Annotated in this window: 15 protein-coding genes; 11 read left to right on the top strand and 4 right to left on the bottom strand. The window is 47.2% G+C overall.

Annotated features, from left to right (window positions below):
- Nucleotides 1-300 precede the first annotated feature (300 nt).
- The 9 genes from F3H12_RS08700 to F3H12_RS08660 all read left to right on the top strand — a co-directional run bounded on the left by F3H12_RS08700 (nt 301) and on the right by F3H12_RS08660 (nt 11,952).
- Nucleotides 301-1,923, top strand: a complete 1,623-nt coding sequence (locus F3H12_RS08700; protein ID WP_188118459.1) for a response regulator transcription factor — start codon at nt 301-303, stop codon at nt 1,921-1,923.
- Nucleotides 1,913-3,355, top strand: coding sequence for a sensor histidine kinase (locus F3H12_RS08695; protein ID WP_243133240.1), 1,443 nt, complete (start codon nt 1,913-1,915; stop codon nt 3,353-3,355). The genes F3H12_RS08700 and F3H12_RS08695 overlap by 11 nt, the downstream gene beginning before the upstream one ends.
- Nucleotides 3,352-4,350: an ABC transporter substrate-binding protein gene (locus F3H12_RS08690; RefSeq protein WP_149678958.1), complete on the top strand. Its 999-nt coding sequence runs from the start codon at nt 3,352-3,354 to the stop codon at nt 4,348-4,350. Before F3H12_RS08695 ends, F3H12_RS08690 begins: the two co-directional genes overlap by 4 nt.
- 220 nt (nt 4,351-4,570) lie before the next feature.
- The gene (locus F3H12_RS08685; RefSeq protein ID WP_149678957.1) at nt 4,571-5,551 is read left to right on the top strand and encodes a substrate-binding domain-containing protein; all 981 of its coding nucleotides are present in this window, start codon (nt 4,571-4,573) and stop codon (nt 5,549-5,551) included.
- A 125-nt stretch (nt 5,552-5,676) separates the two neighbouring features.
- Nucleotides 5,677-7,194: a sugar ABC transporter ATP-binding protein gene (locus F3H12_RS08680; protein ID WP_149678956.1), complete on the top strand. Its 1,518-nt coding sequence runs from the start codon at nt 5,677-5,679 to the stop codon at nt 7,192-7,194.
- A complete protein-coding gene (locus tag F3H12_RS08675) occupies nt 7,194-8,264 on the top strand; it encodes an ABC transporter permease (protein ID WP_149678955.1) in 1,071 nt (356 codons plus the stop codon). Before F3H12_RS08680 ends, F3H12_RS08675 begins: the two co-directional genes overlap by 1 nt.
- Nucleotides 8,265-8,349: 85 nt before the next feature.
- Nucleotides 8,350-9,456 (top strand): ABC transporter permease subunit, encoded by a 1,107-nt coding sequence (locus F3H12_RS08670; RefSeq protein ID WP_149678954.1) that lies wholly within the window; start codon nt 8,350-8,352, stop codon nt 9,454-9,456.
- Between the two features lie 173 nt (nt 9,457-9,629).
- The gene (gene araA, locus F3H12_RS08665) at nt 9,630-11,126 is read left to right on the top strand and encodes an L-arabinose isomerase (RefSeq protein ID WP_149678953.1); all 1,497 of its coding nucleotides are present in this window, start codon (nt 9,630-9,632) and stop codon (nt 11,124-11,126) included.
- Nucleotides 11,127-11,403: 277 nt separating this feature from the next.
- Nucleotides 11,404-11,952 (top strand): GNAT family N-acetyltransferase, encoded by a 549-nt coding sequence (locus F3H12_RS08660; protein WP_149678952.1) that lies wholly within the window; start codon nt 11,404-11,406, stop codon nt 11,950-11,952.
- 257 nt (nt 11,953-12,209) lie between these two features.
- Here F3H12_RS08660 and F3H12_RS08655 read toward each other — a convergent pair whose 3' ends face one another.
- The 4 genes from F3H12_RS08655 to F3H12_RS08640 all read right to left on the bottom strand — a co-directional run bounded on the left by F3H12_RS08655 (nt 12,210) and on the right by F3H12_RS08640 (nt 16,513).
- A complete protein-coding gene (locus F3H12_RS08655) occupies nt 12,210-13,187 on the bottom strand; it encodes a radical SAM protein (protein WP_149678951.1) in 978 nt (325 codons plus the stop codon).
- A gap of 206 nt (nt 13,188-13,393) precedes the next feature.
- The gene (locus F3H12_RS08650; protein ID WP_149678950.1) at nt 13,394-14,233 is read right to left on the bottom strand and encodes a carbohydrate ABC transporter permease; all 840 of its coding nucleotides are present in this window, start codon (nt 14,231-14,233) and stop codon (nt 13,394-13,396) included.
- Nucleotides 14,233-15,078 carry a carbohydrate ABC transporter permease gene (locus F3H12_RS08645; protein WP_149678949.1) on the bottom strand — a complete coding sequence of 282 codons (846 nt, stop codon included), beginning with the start codon at nt 15,076-15,078 and terminating at the stop codon, nt 14,233-14,235. The genes F3H12_RS08650 and F3H12_RS08645 overlap by 1 nt, the downstream gene beginning before the upstream one ends.
- 100 nt (nt 15,079-15,178) lie before the next feature.
- Nucleotides 15,179-16,513, bottom strand: a complete 1,335-nt coding sequence (locus F3H12_RS08640; protein WP_188118458.1) for an ABC transporter substrate-binding protein — start codon at nt 16,511-16,513, stop codon at nt 15,179-15,181.
- A 474-nt stretch (nt 16,514-16,987) separates the two neighbouring features.
- On the opposite strand from F3H12_RS08640, the gene F3H12_RS13255 reads away from it, so the two are divergent.
- Together F3H12_RS13255 and F3H12_RS13655 are read left to right on the top strand one after the other, a co-directional pair.
- On the top strand, nt 16,988-17,149 hold the full coding sequence (locus F3H12_RS13255) for a hypothetical protein (protein ID WP_188118457.1): 162 nt from the start codon (nt 16,988-16,990) through the stop codon (nt 17,147-17,149).
- A 12-nt stretch (nt 17,150-17,161) separates the two neighbouring features.
- The coding region (locus tag F3H12_RS13655) for a hypothetical protein (RefSeq protein WP_422822208.1) at nt 17,162-17,274 on the top strand (113 nt) is incomplete at its 3' end.

Here is a 17,274-nt window from a genome sequence, read left to right as displayed (position 1 = left end):
ACACCATCCCTTTCATATCTAGTTCAGGCTTTAGAAAAAATGTTCGAACCTGTACCGGATAAAGAAGTCATGGAACAGTATCCTTCATACAGAAAGTCCATTCATAGACCCGACTTCCTGCTTATAAAAGCAAGAAAAAATGAGCAGAAAACTCCTGCAAACCAGGTTTCGTTGACAATGGCATTTGCAGGATGATATCATGATTTTGACAAATAAGGGATATGCCGTTTTATCATCATTTCAGCCACATCTGCTCGCATCATAGTGCCTATGATGATCGAAACGAAGGGAAGATGCAGGATGTTCAAGGTCTTTCTCGTCGAAGATGAGAATGTCGTCCGCGAGGGCATACGCAGGAATATCCAATGGGAACAGTATGGATTTCATTATACGGGTGACGCTTCGGACGGCGAGCTTGCGCTCCCTATGATCCGGGAAATTCAGCCTGATCTTCTCATCACAGATATCAAGATGCCTTTTATGGATGGACTGACCTTAATAAAACTGGTGCGTGATGAGCTTCCAAGGACAAAAATTGTCATCATAAGCGGATACGATGATTTTACTTATGCGCAGCAAGCCATTCGCATGGGCGTGGATCAATACCTGCTCAAGCCTATTACAAAGGACAAGCTTGTGGGGATACTGGCTGAACTGCATAAGAAAATGATGGAAGAACGTCAGCAGCAGGAATACATAGAGCATTTCCGGCGTGAAGCCCAGGAGTATGAAAACTTTTCCCGCAGACGATTCTTTGAAAGAATAGTTACCGGTGCTTTAAGCGAATCGGAGATCATTAATACCGCCGAATCCATGAACATCGATATCTGTGCTCCGTTCTACAATATCGTTCTTTTCTCACTCAGCAGCGCAGAATATGACGGCAGCATGCCGGAAAGCTATACCGATGATCTCGCCGCGGTGCAGGACGAAGTGACAAAACTGTTCATCGGCAGATCCGACCTTATCCTGTTCAGATGGAACATCACCACCTATGCTGTCCTGGTGAAGGGCTCTCAGGATGAGATAGAATCAAAAACCATCAATTGCATCAAAAGTATACGGGATCGTTGTACCGCGGCAGGAAACGATGTGGGCTGGTATATCGCAAGGGGGACGCCTGTGCCACGGCTCAGCGCCCTTCCGGCCTGCTTTGCCGAAGCAAGCCGTATTCTGGCTTATCGCTACATATGCCCCGAAGAACATATCCTGACTGAAGCGAGCATACGGAACCTCAGAAAGAACAATGATTTTCAGGCAGGCACATACGGCAAGGAAATTGATCTTGAACACATCAGAAAGTTTTTAAGCAGCGGAACGGAACAGGAAATCGATGACTTTATCGAACAGGTGCTGCAAAATGTAGGGGAAAGAGTTGTTTCCACCGCCTTGCTTTGCAGGTACATGGCCATGACAGTTTATTTTGCTGCGGTAAAATACCTGGACCTGATAGGCTCCAGCATGGACACCATATGGTCGGCGGATTTCTGGCCCAATGACAGCATATCCACTGCCGAGGAGGTACGGAATTATGCGCGCCAGGTCATCAAACGCACGATCGTTCTGCGCGACTGTGAAAGCACCAGGCAGCAGCATGTTTTATTGAAACAGGCGATGGATTTTATCAACCAAAACTATTCGGACCCGTCCATCTCACTGGACAAAGTTGCTAAAAGCGTCAACATCAGTCCCAACTACCTGTCAGCCGTTTTCAGCCAGGAAGTCGGGCAGACATTGACGGAATACATCACATCAAGGCGTATCCATGAAGCGAAGAATATGCTACGCAATACCGACCTGAGACTGAGCGAAATCGCATTTGCAGTCGGATACAAGGATCCGCACTATTTCAGCTTTGTGTTCAAGAAAGTTTCGGGCTGCACGCCCAGTGAATATCGAAGAGGGACAGGCAGTGAGCATTGATAACAGGCGTAAAGAGAGAAAAATAAAGATGCAGAGCAGGCTCTGGAATATGAGCCTTCTGGTATCCCTGCCGCTGATGACGGTTATCCTGGTGATTGCATCGGTGGGGATATTGTATGTTTTTCGATACAATGCAATCCTGAACAATGTCACCATGGCTTCGGAGTTCAACCAGAACTTCAAGGATGATGTGGATCTGAAAATGTACTATTACGTGATCGACAGCCAGTACTCGGAAGGTCTGCCCCTTGAAGAGGTTAAGTCCGCAAAGGAGATTGCGCAGAAGCTGTACGACACGACAACGAAAAAAGAAAGCCTTCGGGCCATTTCCAGCGTGCTCAGCCTCTGCCACAACCTTGAGGAAAAGATGCAGCAGATCGCAGAGACAAAAGAGTACGACTCGCGTGTGGATCAACTGGAGAAAAATATCTACATATTGACCGACCTGATACAGCGATTCATGTACACTTATCTGTATTACGAAGCGGCACATCTGAACAGCCTCCAGTCCGATATGGTCAGGAACATGATCATCCTGATGGGCGTGGTGGTTCTCCTTGCGCTGATGCTGCTGTTTTTCCTGCTGAAAAGTTCAAAAAGGCTTAGCCGCAAGATCGTCGATCCCATCGATATGATCTGTGAACGCCTCGAAGCGATAGGCAAGGGCAATTTATTGGTCAAAGAACCCATCCAGGCCGATGTTGAGGAGATACAGATCCTCTCGGACGGTATAGAAAACATGGTAGGACGCCTGATATGGCAGATCCAGAAGAACACCGAGCAGGAGAAACAGCGCAGGAAAGCAGAACTGGCGTTGCTGCAGTCCCAGGTCAACCCGCATTTTCTGTATAATACGCTCGACACTATCGTATGGCTCATCGAGTCCGGTGAAATCAACGGAGCGGTCAAGATGGTTACAAGCCTCTCCAACTATTTCCGTTTTTCATTGAGCCGGGGCAAAAACGTTATCACCCTTGGAGAGGAAGAACAGCACGTCCGCAGCTATCTGGAGATCCAACAGATGCGCTACAGCGATATCCTGGAATATGAAATTGACATCCCGGATCATCTGAAACAGTACATCATTCCCAAGCTGACCCTTCAGCCCCTGGTGGAAAACGCGCTGTATCACGGAATAAAGAACAGGCGCAGAAAAGGGGTCATCCGCCTTACCGGCAGGGAAGAAAACGGACATATCATCCTCGAAGTGATGGATGATGGGCGCGGCATGTCCGAAGAACGGCTGAAAGAGATCAAGGCCTCCCTTGGCGACAGCAAGGGAGAGGGCTTTGGTTTGAGGACGGTCCATCAGAGGATACAGATATTGTTTGGTGCTGAATACGGGCTGACCATCGAAAGCGAACTGGATGTGGGGACAAAGGTCATCGTCACCATACCCATGAAGACCAGCGACAAGGAGATGGCTATATGAGAAAACTTCTTGCTGTGATACTATGCGTGGCCGCCGTGTTTCTCTGCGGATGTTCGGGAGAAGATACCCACGCTTTGCCCGGATCTGCCGAGGATAACCTGATAGTGGTGGGCTTTTCACAGGTAGGCGCCGAATCGGAGTGGCGCGTAACCAATACGGAGAACATCAAATCGGTTTTGTCAGAAGAAAACGGATACATGCTTATCTTCGATGATGCCAGGCAGGAACAGGAAAACCAGATCCGGGCCATCAGGATGTTTATTCAGCAGGACGTCGACTATATCGTGTTTTCCCCAAAAGTAGAGACTGGTTGGAACGCCATTTTGCTGGAAGCGAAAGAGGCCGGCATTCCGGTCATCGTTATCGACAGGTACATCGAACGGCAGGATGAAGACCTGTATACGGCTTATGTCGGTTCCGATTTCTACAAGGAGGGCGAGCTCGCGGTCAAATGGCTGGAGGACTTCCTGGAAGAGCAGGGCAGAGCAAATGAACCGATACGGATAGTTCACATTCAGGGCACCATTGGTTCCACCCCGCAATTAGGCAGGACTGTCCCTCTGGAAAATGCGGTAAAGCGGCATCCGAACTGGGTGATCGCAGCACAGGAATGCGGTGATTTTACAAAGGCCAAGTCATACGAAGTCATGAGTTCCATCCTGAAGCGGACAACGGATATAGACGTGGTATACTGTGAAAACGACGGAGAAGCGCTTGGAGCAATCGCTGCGCTGGAAGAAGCGGGGTTAAAATGCAACCCTGAGGACGGGGTTATCGTCATCTCGTTTGATGCGACAAGGCTTGGACTTGAGTACACGCTTGCCGGCAAAATCGCGTTGAACGTGGAATGTAACCCGCTGCAGGGTCCGTATGTGGACAAAGTCATCAAGAAGCTTGAGCGCGGAGAACCTGTAGATCGGATAAACTATGTGGATGAAACATACTTCGATTACCGGACAATAACCCGGGAAATGATTGACAGCAGGGGCTATTGACACGGAGGTTAATTATTTTACTGTAAATGTTAGAAATATTATGATCATACAATGGGAATGAATGGTGTCAGAAGCAACGCCAGGTATCCAGGAACTTGATTTTTGATTTTTAAATGACTTGGTTGAAAATCTTACGCACTTTGCACAAAAAACTTGTATATTATTCCCCTCAAATTATATGATTTTAACACAAAGATTAAACTGAAAGGGGAATAAGGCAATGAAAACAAAGAAAATCCTTGCATTGATCCTTGCTGCGGCGTTGGCGTTAAGTTTGGCAGCATGCGGTTCTGCTCAGACATCTAAGGATAAAGACGGTCTTATCAAAGTGGGTATCGTGAACAACCCGCCTTCCGAGTCCGGATACCGTGCTGCAAACGTGGCAGACTTTGAAAAGGTTTTCAGCGAAGCAAACGGATATAAGGTTTCCACCTTCTACAGCCTCAAGAATGACGAGCAGCTGAACGCAGCTCAGCAGTTCATTACCGACGGCGTGGATTACCTCCTTATTTCCGCCGCCGCGACCGACGGTTGGACCAATGTTCTTGAAAACGCAAAGAAAGCCGGCGTGAAAGTATTCCTCTTCGACCGTATGATGAATGTTGACCAAAGCCTGTTTGAGGCCGCCGTTATCTCCAACATGGAAGCCCAGGGCAGGATGGCCGTACAGTGGCTGCTGGATCAGAAGCTCCCTGAATACAATGTCGTACATATCCAGGGCGCAATGGGCAGCGACGCTCAGATCGGCCGTACAAAGCCTCTCGATGAGCAGTTTGCAAATGGCACCATGAAAAAGGTTGTCCAGCAGACCGCTACCTGGGACGAAGCAACAGCCAAGCAGATCGTGGAATCTGTTATCAACTCTGGTGAGAAATTCAATGTCATCTATGCTGAAAACGACGGTATGGCAAAAGGCGCAGTCGCAGCCCTCGATGAAGCAGGTATCACCCACGGTAAGAACGGAGATGTGGTCATCATAGGCTTCGACTTCAACAAGTGGGCCCTCAGGGAAGTGCTCGCCGGCAACTGGAACCTCGACGTTCAGTGCAGCCCGTTCCAGGCTCAGAAGATCCATGAAATGATCCAGACCCTTGAAAAAGGCGGGCAGCTTACAGAAAAAATCGTTATCAACGAAGAAAGATACTTCGATTGCAATACCATTACTCAGGCAGACATAGACAAATACGGCATCGGCGACTGATGACGGATGCGTTTGATTGAACCGGAACTGTATTGACGGTTTCAGGCGGTGCAAAGTATGCGGATCTTTCCGCATACTTGCACCGCTATAATGAAGAGACTTAAGCATTTAGGGATGGTAGCCGTATGCAGAACGACGTTGTTTTATCCATGAGAAATATCAGTAAATCGTTCCCGGGTGTTCGTGCCTTGCAGAATGTCGATTTTACGCTCAGAAAAGGCGAGATCCATGCCCTGATGGGTGAAAACGGAGCCGGAAAGTCGACCTTGATCAAGGTTTTGACCGGCGTGCATCCTAAAGATTCGGGGCAGGTTTTCTTAAATATAGACGGCAGCCTCAGGGAAATCCATGTAAAATCTCCGTATGAAGCTCAAAACCTGGGGATCAGTACCGTATACCAGGAGATAACCCTTTGCCCCAACCTTACTGTCGCAGAGAACATGTTCATCGGACGGGGCAGCTACCATACGGTAAACTGGCGTCAAATGAAAAAGAGGGCAGCGGAGATACTTGAGAAGCTCAAAATCCCGGCTAGGGCCACCCAGCAACTTGACACCTGTTCCATTGCCGTACAGCAAATGGTTGCCATCGCCCGCGCAGTCGATATGGACTGTAAAGTGCTTATCCTGGACGAGCCGACCTCCTCCCTCGACGAACAGGAGGTCGCGAGGCTGTTCTCGCTGATGCGGGATCTGAAGGCACGCGGCGTTGGCATCATCTTTATTACGCACTTCCTTGAACAGGTGTACGAGATATGCGACAGGATAACGGTACTTAGGAATGGCGAACTGGTAGGAGAGTATGAGGTAAAGGATCTGCCGCGTGTACAGCTCATTTCCAAGATGATGGGCAAAGACCTTGAGGATGTTTCGGCGCTGAAAAAAAGTCAGCTAATGGCAGAGGAAACCAATGAACCACCCGTTTATGAGGCAGTTGGTTTATCGAGTATAAACTGTTCCAACGCATTTGATTTCAAGATCAGAAAGGGAGAAGTCAACGGTTTCACCGGGCTACTTGGTTCGGGCCGCAGCGAAAGCGTGCGCGCTATTTTTGCCGCTGACAGGATTACCGGCGGCAAGATCAGGATAAACGGAAAGGATGTTAAAATCAAAAAGCCCAAGGATGCCATGAAGCATGGCATCGGATACCTGCCCGAGGACAGAAAACGGGACGGTATCGTCGAGGACCTGTCGGTCCGGGAGAATATCATACTTGCCCTGCAGGTTATGAAAGGCTTTTTCAGGCCGTTTTCAAGAGCCGAGGCAGAAGCTTTTGCCGACAAGTACATCAAACTGTTAGGCATAAAGACCGCCTCGATGGATACACCCATCAAGTCGCTGTCGGGAGGCAATCAGCAGAAAGCCATACTGGCACGCTGGCTGCTGACAAATCCCCAGTACCTGATCCTGGATGAACCAACCCGCGGAATCGATGTGGGTACGAAAGTGGAAATACAGAAGCTGGTGCTTAAACTGGCCGAGGAAGGCGTCAGCATCACGTTCATTTCCTCGGAAATAGAGGAGATGCTTCGCACCTGTTCGCGCCTGATCGTGATGCGCGATCGCAAGATTGTGGGCGAGCTTACGGGCGAAGAAATGACCCAGGACAACATCATGCATACCATAGCGGGGGAGGCGGTATAATGGGAAGTCTTTTTAAGAAAATGGCGCGCTCTCAGCTGGCAATACCGTTGTTTGCGCTGTTTCTGCTAGTTGTTTTCAACCTGATCAGGGATCCGGAGTTTTTCTCCATAACCATTGCCACCAACAACGATGGGAACGCTGTACTTTCAGGAAACCTGATCAGTATCCTGAACGGTGCGTCGGCCATTGCTATCCTGTCCATCGGCATGACGCTGATAACATCGTCCTGTAAGGGGCAGGATATAAGCGTTGCAGCCGTGGCGGCCATAGCGGGCAGCGTTTTTGTAAGCGTGCTTCGCGCCAACGAGATCACTATACCGGTTTTCCTTCTCGCTTTTTTGCTCAGCTGTGTCGTTTCAGTCCTTTTCAGCCTCTTCAACGGGGTACTGGTCGCCGTATTCAAAATCCAGCCCATGATCGCGACACTGATTCTTTTTTCGGCAGGACGTTCGATCGCCTACTGGATTAACGGCGGTGCGACGCCGACTGTTTCAAGTCCCCTGCTTACCAGTATTGGCGGTTTTATCCCCGGGATTCCTATACCCACCCCCATCCTTATCATGGTCATATTCCTTATTCTGATCACGCTGGTTTTACGATTTACCAATCTCGGGTTATATACACAGGTGGTCGGAATTAATGAGGGGACAGCCCACCTGAACGGGATCAGCCCGGTTTGGATCAAGCTCATAGCGTTTATCATATCGGGCGTTTGCGTTGCTACGGCGGGCTGTATCACCGTATGCAGGATAGGGCTTATCAACCATGAAACCCTGCTTTTGGATGCGGAAATGGATGTCATCCTGGCAGTCGCAATTGGCGGAAATGCCTTAAGCGGCGGTAAATTCAATCTCTACGGTTCAGTTATCGGTGCGTACATCATTCAGGCTCTGACCGTCACGCTTTATGCGATGAAGGTCCCTTCGGCGGCTGTAAAAGCCTACAAGGCGATTGTTATCATACTGATAGTCGTATGCAGTTCGCCGGTCGTTAAGGATTTTGTCGTCAGGATGTACAAAAAGATGTTTAAAAAACAGCCTGAAAAGGAAGTCCAGGCGAAAGCTGCCTGACAAATCGCGCGACCGGTGCATTCAGGTTGATAGATGATCCCTGTGTAGATTTTGAGAAAATCAACGGAGTAATGGGGAATAAGCTATGAAAAAAGGCAAGGATTTAATCATTGAAAATCGAGGAAAAAAACCAAGGGAGCCTATCTCAAACACCAACCTGCTGATGACCATAACGATCTGTACCTTCATCGGTATGTACCTGCTCGCCATGTTTGTCTGGGGCGGCGGGTTCCTGAACCCCCAGCAGTTCCTCGACCTGTTCAATAACAATGCATTCCTGCTCATCATTGCCTGCGGACTGACCATGGTGATGATATCCGGCGGTATAGATATTTCCGGCGGCGGTGTTACGGCCCTTGTCACCATGGCATGCGTTGTTTACCTTGAGGACCATGGCGGCACGGTTATCGGTTCGCTTTTGTTGGCCCTGGGCATAGGCCTGTTCTTCGGCCTGCTTCACGGGATACTGGTAGCTTACCTGGAGATACAGCCCTTTATCGTCACCTTGGCGGGAATGTTCTTTGCCAGGGGCATGGTAACCATCGTCAGCATTGCACCCAGAACAGCAACCCATGAAGCTTTCCTTAATCTTAAGCAGATGCGCATTACGATACCCGGAATGGGCTATTACGGGAAGACCGGTATCTTCATACCGGCCCAGATCGAGCTGGGAGTAGTGATTGCCTTGATCGTGGTGATAGCCGTAGCGATCATTCTTAAATGGACCCGGTTCGGACGCAACCTCTATGCGGTGGGCGGAAACAGCCACAGTGCGCTGACGCTCGGTATCAATGTCAAGCGTACAAAATTCTACGCTTATTTGCTGGCCGGGATATTGTCCGGGATAGCCGGCTATGTCTACCTGCTTCATACGGGCGCAGGGGATGCTGCCAACGCAACCCAGGCAGAAATGCAGGCGATCGCATCCAATATCATAGGCGGAACATTATTGACCGGCGGTGTTGGTAATGTTATCGGAACGCTTTTTGGGATGCTGTCCCTGAAGACTATCACGAACATCGTTATCGCATCTGGGCTTACCAAGCCTTATTATCAGAGCATTACCACCGGGCTTATGCTGTGCTTCTTCATCCTGCTGCAAAGCGTGATCCTTGCAGTACGGGAAAAGGGTGCAATTGGGCTTTTGCCTGAATGGCTGAGGCCGGGAAAAAAGGATAATAAGCATAGCTGATTTATGGTATGGCGCTTTACCGGGCACAATAAACTGCATGCAAAAATCTGCGCCGTATGCGCTCACCAAATGCGATTGCAATTGATCAGGACATGGGGCACAATCCGGTGTATAATTGGATCAGGAGAACCACGCCGGGGAAGACAGTTAAAACTTATATAGGGGGTACGACCATGATAGATCTTAAAAAATACGAATTCTGGTTTGTTACAGGAAGCCAGCATCTTTACGGTCCGCAAACGCTTTTGCAGGTGGAGGAAAACGCAAAAAGGATTGCAAGATCATTGGACGAAAATGCTTCAATTCCTGGCAGAATCGTTTTCAAAGCCGTGGCTACAACGCCTGATGAAATAAGAAAGGTGATTCAGGAAGCAAATGTGGATCCAGCTTGTGCCGGTATCATCACCTGGATGCATACCTTTTCGCCTGCAAAAATGTGGATAACGGGTCTTTCAATGCTCCAGAAACCTTTGCTGCATTTGCATACCCAGTTCAACCGCGATATCCCCTGGGACAGTATTGATATGGACTTTATGAACCTGAACCAGGCAGCCCACGGCGACCGTGAGTACGGGTTTATCGGTGCGCGGATGAGAATTTCCCGCAAGGTGGTTGCGGGGCACTGGGAAGATCCTGAAGTCTCACGCAGGATTGCTGTCTGGATGCGTGCGGCTGTCGGCTATGTTGAAGGCAAAAACCTCAAGATCGCCCGTTTTGGCGACAATATGCGGGAAGTAGCAGTGACCGAAGGCGACAAGGTGGAGGCCCAGATCAAGTTCGGATGGTCGATTAATGGCTACGGCATCGGCGACCTTGTCAGGGTACTGAACGATGTAACCGACCAGAGCGCCAACGAGCTTCTTAAGGAATATGAGGAAAAATATGAGATTGCTCCCGAAGGCCTTTCTGAGGGTCCGGTAAGGGATGCCATCAGGTATCAGGCCAAGCTGGAAATCGCCATCAGGACATTCCTGGAGGAAGGCGGATTTGGTGCTTTCACGACCACCTTTGAAAACCTTCATGGCTTGAATCAGCTGCCCGGCCTTGCTGTTCAAAGGCTTATGGAAGCAGGTTACGGTTTCGGAGCGGAAGGCGACTGGAAAACTGCCGGTCTTGTCAGGATCATGAAGTTGATGGCCTCCGGGCTTGATGGCGGTACATCCTTTATGGAAGACTATACCTATCACTTCGAGCCCGGCAACTGCATGATTCTTGGCGCGCACATGCTGGAAGTATGTCCTTCAGTTGCCGCAACACGGCCCAGGATAGAGGTGCATCCGCTCGGTATTGGTGGTAAGGCGGATCCTGCGCGGATGGTGTTCAACGGAAAAGCAGGAAACGCTATCGCTGCTTCACTGATCGATATGGGAGACCGTTTCCGCCTGCTTGTCAACGATGTTGTTGCCGTGAATGTGGAAAAGGATTTGCCCAAACTTCCTGTGGCCCGTGTACTCTGGAAGCCGCTGCCGTCGCTGCATGATGCCGCAGAGGCATGGATCCTGGCGGGCGGAGCGCACCATACTTCGTTCTCCTATGACCTGACTGCGGAGAACCTGCTGGATTGGGCCGAAATGGCAAATATCGAGTGTGTACTTATCAATAAAGACACCAATATATTGGCGTTTAAGAACAACCTGATGCTGAATGATATCATCTGGCGTTTCCGTTAAGGCCTGAGGATCCGGGTAAGACCTGCTGAGAGGGTGGCCTTTTGGCAGCTAGCGTTTTACCCCGTTACGAGCCAGGCCGGGATTATTCTGCATCATACGAAAACTTTAGAACTGCCGTATACTGATTGGTGTATACAATGGTGTGGGCGGCTGCTCAATGAATGGGCAGCCGCCTGCCCGTTTGTGAAGTTGTTTTTCCATATAATCTGGTTTATATTTGAAGATATCAGTTGGGAACATCCGGGAAAGGCGGGGAAGCCGAAAGGAGCCTGGAGAGATGATTATTCGTGAAGTTAATCTGAACGATGCCGGGGCGTTATCTGAAATATACAAATATTACGTGGATAATACCTGTTATACATTTGAGTATATCGCGCCTTCTGCCAGGGAGTTTGCCGGGAGAATAGAAGAAGTCAAAGAAAAATTCCCTTTCTTTGTTTGCGAGGATAATGGTGAAATAATAGGCTACGCTTATGCACACAAGTTTAAGGAACGCAAAGCATACCAGTGGGTATGTGAGACTTCCATTTACGTAAAACATGGCAGCACACAGAAAGGGGCAGGAAAGCTGCTGTATGAAAACCTTCTTCCTGCATTGAAAAAGCAGGGGTTTGTAAAGGCCATTGCCGTTCTTGGCTGCCCGAATGAAGGCAGTGAAATATTCCACCGGAAAATGGGCTTTTCTCTTGCAGCAACATTACCGAATGTTGGATTCAAACATGGTGCATGGCATGATATTAAATACTACGTTCTTGAGCTCAACCCATATCGTGATAATATGCCGGAACCGCTTGAATACCACCAAATAAGGCAGAACACCATTTAACCGATTCCACGTGATCTGCCGCCATCTCCCGGTTATGTCGCTGCAGCGGCACGCTGGCCAGAAACACCACAGTGGATGACAATGAGATGGATGTGACGGGAGCGGCGAAGGTTAAGCAAAGACAAGGGGACAGCCAATGATGAAGGCCGTCCCCTGCAAATTTATGAGCTATAAATACTCATGTCACGTGTTTCCAACAGCAACGGAGAATCATTATTTCACGGTTTATCTCAGGAATGTCGCTATTCAAACCTCATTCAAATATACTTATAATGACCCTCTGGCTTTAAATCGGGCAGATCCAGGCCCAGCTCCAGAACCAGGTGGTTCCTGATATCATAGCAAAGATCGCATTTTCCGGCATATTCGTTCTTGGGCATATAACCATATTCTTTTTCAGCCAGTTCAAACAAACCTTTTATACCGACAGATTCCACACTGTTGAATAGGCGGTATCTATCCGGATCGGTCCCGTTCTCCAGTTCCTTGAGTGGAATCGAAAATCCCGGACAGGACTGGGGAATAAAGTTGCCGTACAAGTCCACATGAAAATGATAAATGCCTGAAAGCAGCCGGCAGGGCTTTGATTCTTTAAGTATCTGATCAACAGGCTGTTTCTTCATAAAAGGCCTGTATGTCATAAAGGCCCGACCCTTCAGATTAAGTCCATACCTGCCCATCAGCCTTACGGGATAATCCTGTCCATAAAGCCGTATGTACTCTTCCAGGGAATGGGTTTTTTGATCATCCAGCGCGTCGATTTCATCCCAAAATTCCATTTGCCAGGGGAATACATTCATTTTCACGTCCGAACAGGCCTGGATTAAACCCTTGACTTTCCAAAAAGGTATATACTCGTTATGGTACGGATCCATAGATATAAGCAGGGTATTGATACCATGATCCTTAAGTTCCTTCAGGACGGCTTTCGCCGATGCCGCATCCTTATACCAGGATGCGTTGGTCTCAATATACTCAATGCCAATACTGTTTCTATGAGCAGCCTCAACAACACTCATAATTTTATCAGGTTGTAAAAGCGGTTCACCACCTCCGATGTGAATGGCATCACAACCTAACCGTTTCAGCACGGCAAATATCTCATCAGCCAAAGATGGCGTCATATAATCGTTTGGCCACTTTGGGGAACTGGAATAACAGCAATGCTTGCACTTCGACGAGCATTTATAATTTGTGATGACGCCACCGGATACCAGGTACTGAATCTTTAACAAGGTAAAACCTCCCGATTGTTCGTCTGCATAACGGCATACGCATGCCTATCCCTATAGATTTTAACTGATGATTGCTCCGGCACTCCATATCCATTTTTATACCATTCTTTTTCGTGGAAGGCTTTATGACCTGTGCTCAGGTATGACGTTGCAACAAGCAAAACAGGGAACGGACAGAGTTCCGTTCCCTGTTCTCGGGACATGCTTTAGAATTTCACAGCTCCTTCGATGACACCTTTTATAATATACTTCTGACATACCAGATAGAAGATAACAATAGGCACTATCGCCAATACCAGCATGGCCATCATGGCTCCCATATCGATAGAGCCGTATCCGCCTTTTAGATATTGAATTGCAATGGGTATGGTTCTATACTTTGAACCAATGACCAAGTAAGGCAGGAGATAATCATTCCATATCCACATGGCGTTCAGGATTGCAACAGAGATGGCTGTGGGCTTTAGGATAGGAAATACTACCATAAAGAAAGTTTGCAGGGGCTTGCAGCCGTCCAGCAGAGCGCTTTCTTCTATGTCGGCAGGTATCGATTTGATGAACCCGGAAAAGGTAAACACAGAGAGACCGGCACCGAATCCGAGGTATATCACAATTATCCCGACAGGGTTGTCAAGATTAAGTATATTGGCCATCTTGGACATGGGGAACATGACCATTTGAAAAGGCACTATCATTGAAAAGGCAAAAAGATAATACAGGAATTTTGTTAGCTTGTTTTTGATTCTTGTTATATACCATGCCGTCATTGATGTACCTATGATTATGACGAGCACGGAAAAGACCGTTATAAATAACGACCAGCCGAATGACTTTATAAAGCCCGTTTTTGAAAGGCCGTTCAGATAGTTATTGAAAGAAACAAAAGTTTCTTTAGAGGGGAAAACAAAAGGCGCATCTGCAATAAACAGGTTTCCTTTGAATGAATTCATCAGAACGATGAATAAAGGAGCAAGAAATACCACAGACAATATGGACATTATAAAAAACATTATCACATTGAAGATCTTTTGCCTGCTGTAAGCCATTATCCTTCGACCTCCTTGCTCCTTGTCAGTTTAAGCTGCAGATAGGCAATAGTTGCAACCAGGACAAAGAATATGACTGCTTTCGCCTGACCGACCCCTTCCCAATTGTTGCGTCCATAAAAAGTATTGTATATATCCAACGCAAGCATCGCAGTCTTTCTTGCCGGGGCTCCGTTTGTAAGCGCCAGATTCTGGTCAAAAAGCCTGAAAGAGTTGGTCAGTGTAAGGAATAGGCAGATTGTTATTGCAGGCATTACCGAAGGAATAATGATATGCCTGATGATCTGCAAAGGTCCTGCACCGTCCACTTTGGCGGCATCGATCAGATCGTTCGGGATATTCTGGATACCCGCAATATAAATAACCATCATATATCCTATCAGTTGCCAGTTCATCAGGATAACCAGGCCCCAGAATCCGTATTTTGCATCGTAAGTGAGAGTAACCTGATATTTGTACAGATAACCATTAATGATTATCTGCCAGATATAGCCCAGAACGATACCGCCAATTAAATTCGGCATAAAAAACACTGTGCGGAAGAAGTTTGTTCCTCTTATTCCGCGTGTCAGAATGACTGCTGTGATGAACGCAAAAAAGTTTATTGAAACAACGGACACGACGGCAAACTTTACCGTAAACCACAATGCGTTAATAAAATCCGTATTTGCAGTAAAGGCTTTAACATAGTTGTCGATACCCACCCATTTCGCGTCAACTACCGTTGTAAATTCGGTAAAGGACAGATAAACACCCATTACAAAGGGTATCAGAAAAGATATCAGGAAAGCGATTAGGGTTGGGGCTACAAATAATGGAAAATGCTTTGCCAGTGACTTCTGCATAGAACCTCTCCTTGCCGGAAGACAGTCGGCTGTTTATTGCATTTAAATATTCACACTACTCCAGGCCATAAGGCCCGGAGTAGTGTGATGATATACCATGTTACTTGGCTTTCTCGGATTTCCAGGAATCCTTTACCACATTAACGACATCGTCCCATGTCTTTGAATCCTGGGTATATTCAAGCAGGGCATCGCCGAAATAATTCTTGAACTCTTCACTCGGGAATGCTGCAAATGTCCATGCAACCGATGTTACACCATCTTTCTCCATCCATGCCAGAACTTCCTTGGCAAGAGGATCGGTGGGTTTTTCATTTTCTTCAAATGTATTGAACGGAGCAATAAAGCCAAGTTCGTTCTTTACATAGCTCTTGCCCTTTTCACTTGAGAACAGCCACTCAAGGAATGCAATCGAGGCTTCCTGCTTTTCTTTCGATACCTTACTGTTAATCGCAAAGTAGTTCTCCGTACCTATGCAAAGGCCCTGGTTCTCTTCACCCGGCATACCGATGTATATCGGCAGGAACTTGATGTCTTCGGCTTTAACAACATTCCCTTCAGTACCGGCTATCTGGCTCCATGCCCAGTTGCCGTTCTGAACCATGGCCACTTTGCCAAGTGCGAATTCAGCCATGGAATCATTTACTGATTTGCTTCCCAGCAGGTTCTTTGGCGTGCATGAATTTTCTATGTAGAGATCAAAGATATTTTTGAAATTGTTGGCATACTTGAATTCAATCTCATTGGCAGCCAATCCTGCCAAAACTGTGTTGCAATAGTTCTTGTTTTCCTTGAATTCATAGTAAAAAGGCAGGTTGGCCAGGTGGGTCTGCCATCTCCATTGCTCACCCTGGTTCAGAGATGTGGATGCAAACACACCTTCAATTCCCAACACGTCTTTCTTTGCTGTCATGTCTTCGACAACGGCTTTCAGTGTCTCAAAGTTCCTGATCTCTTCCGCTGAAGAGATATTAACCGCCTTGTCGCTCAAAGCAAAGTATTTTTCCATAATTGCGTTGTTATAGATAATGCCATAACCTTCAACAACATAAGGAATGCCGTATACACCGTCGCCTTCTGTTATTGCCAGGCTTTTGTCGGAAAGATAACTGTATAGCTTGGTGTTTTTAAGGTCTGCGCAGTAATCCTTCCATTCCTGGAACCCGACCGGACCGTTGATTTGGAATATGGTAGGCGCGTCTTTTTTCGCAATTTCAGATTTCAATGTCGTCTCATAAGTACCGGATGCAGCGGTAACTACCCGGACTTTTACACCGGTTTCCTTTTCGTAATCAGCGGCTATTTTGTCGTAAACTTCCGCAATCTCCGGCTTGAAGTTTAAAAAGTAGATTTCCATTGTGCCGGACGATGTTGCACAGGCTGCCATGGAAAATGCCAGAGTAGCGATTAAGACAAAAGCCAATATCTTTTTCATCACTCTTCCTCCTTGATTATTTGTGACAGACTATAAATATTCTTATAGCTTGCTGTACTTTCAAAAACGGAGCATCATGCGATCTGCTTTTGTGTTTTAGTGCAAACGCTTGCATTAATATATTAGCATGATTTTCCATACTGGTCAAGGAGGATTTTAATTGTTTTTTGAGCAAAGTGACATATTAATCCATCAGATACAGGTAAGTTGTTATGTAACATATATAAAACGAAAAGGTTCGTACTAAAGGTTCGTACTATTGGGGTTATTTGCAGGGAAAAAGGATGAGCGCCCTTGACAAAGGAAGGGCGCTCGTGATTAAAGGGGGAGATATAATGGTTCTATAATAAATGTTGGGGTGCCGAGGGACAGAAACTTCGGAACTCCAACATTTTTTGCAAATAAAGAGAGCATGGAGTGAAATCTCTAGTAAAATGTAGTTGCTCACACCATCATTTTAAAGGAGAATCAACCATGCTCTACAAAGATTATACGCGAGAATTTATTGGATTTGAAGATGTAACCGTTACCTTCGCAGAAAGAAAGGACAATCAGTTCCACATTTATATGAGAATGAAGCGAAAAGCCCATGAGTGTCCCCGCTGTGGTCGGACTACGGACAAGATTCACGATTAAAGAGAACAACAAATTAAGGATATATCTTCGTTTGGAAGCTATACTTTCATACATCTGCGGAAACGACGCTATGTATGTCCTTCATGCAATAAAAGGTTTTATGAAGAGGTACCTTTCCTACCAAG

This window comes from Thermoclostridium caenicola, assembly GCF_900142095.1.
Classification (GTDB): Bacteria; Bacillota; Clostridia; order DSM-8532; family DSM-8532; genus Thermoclostridium_A; species Thermoclostridium_A caenicola.
This window is presented reverse-complemented; position numbering and strand designations above follow the sequence as displayed.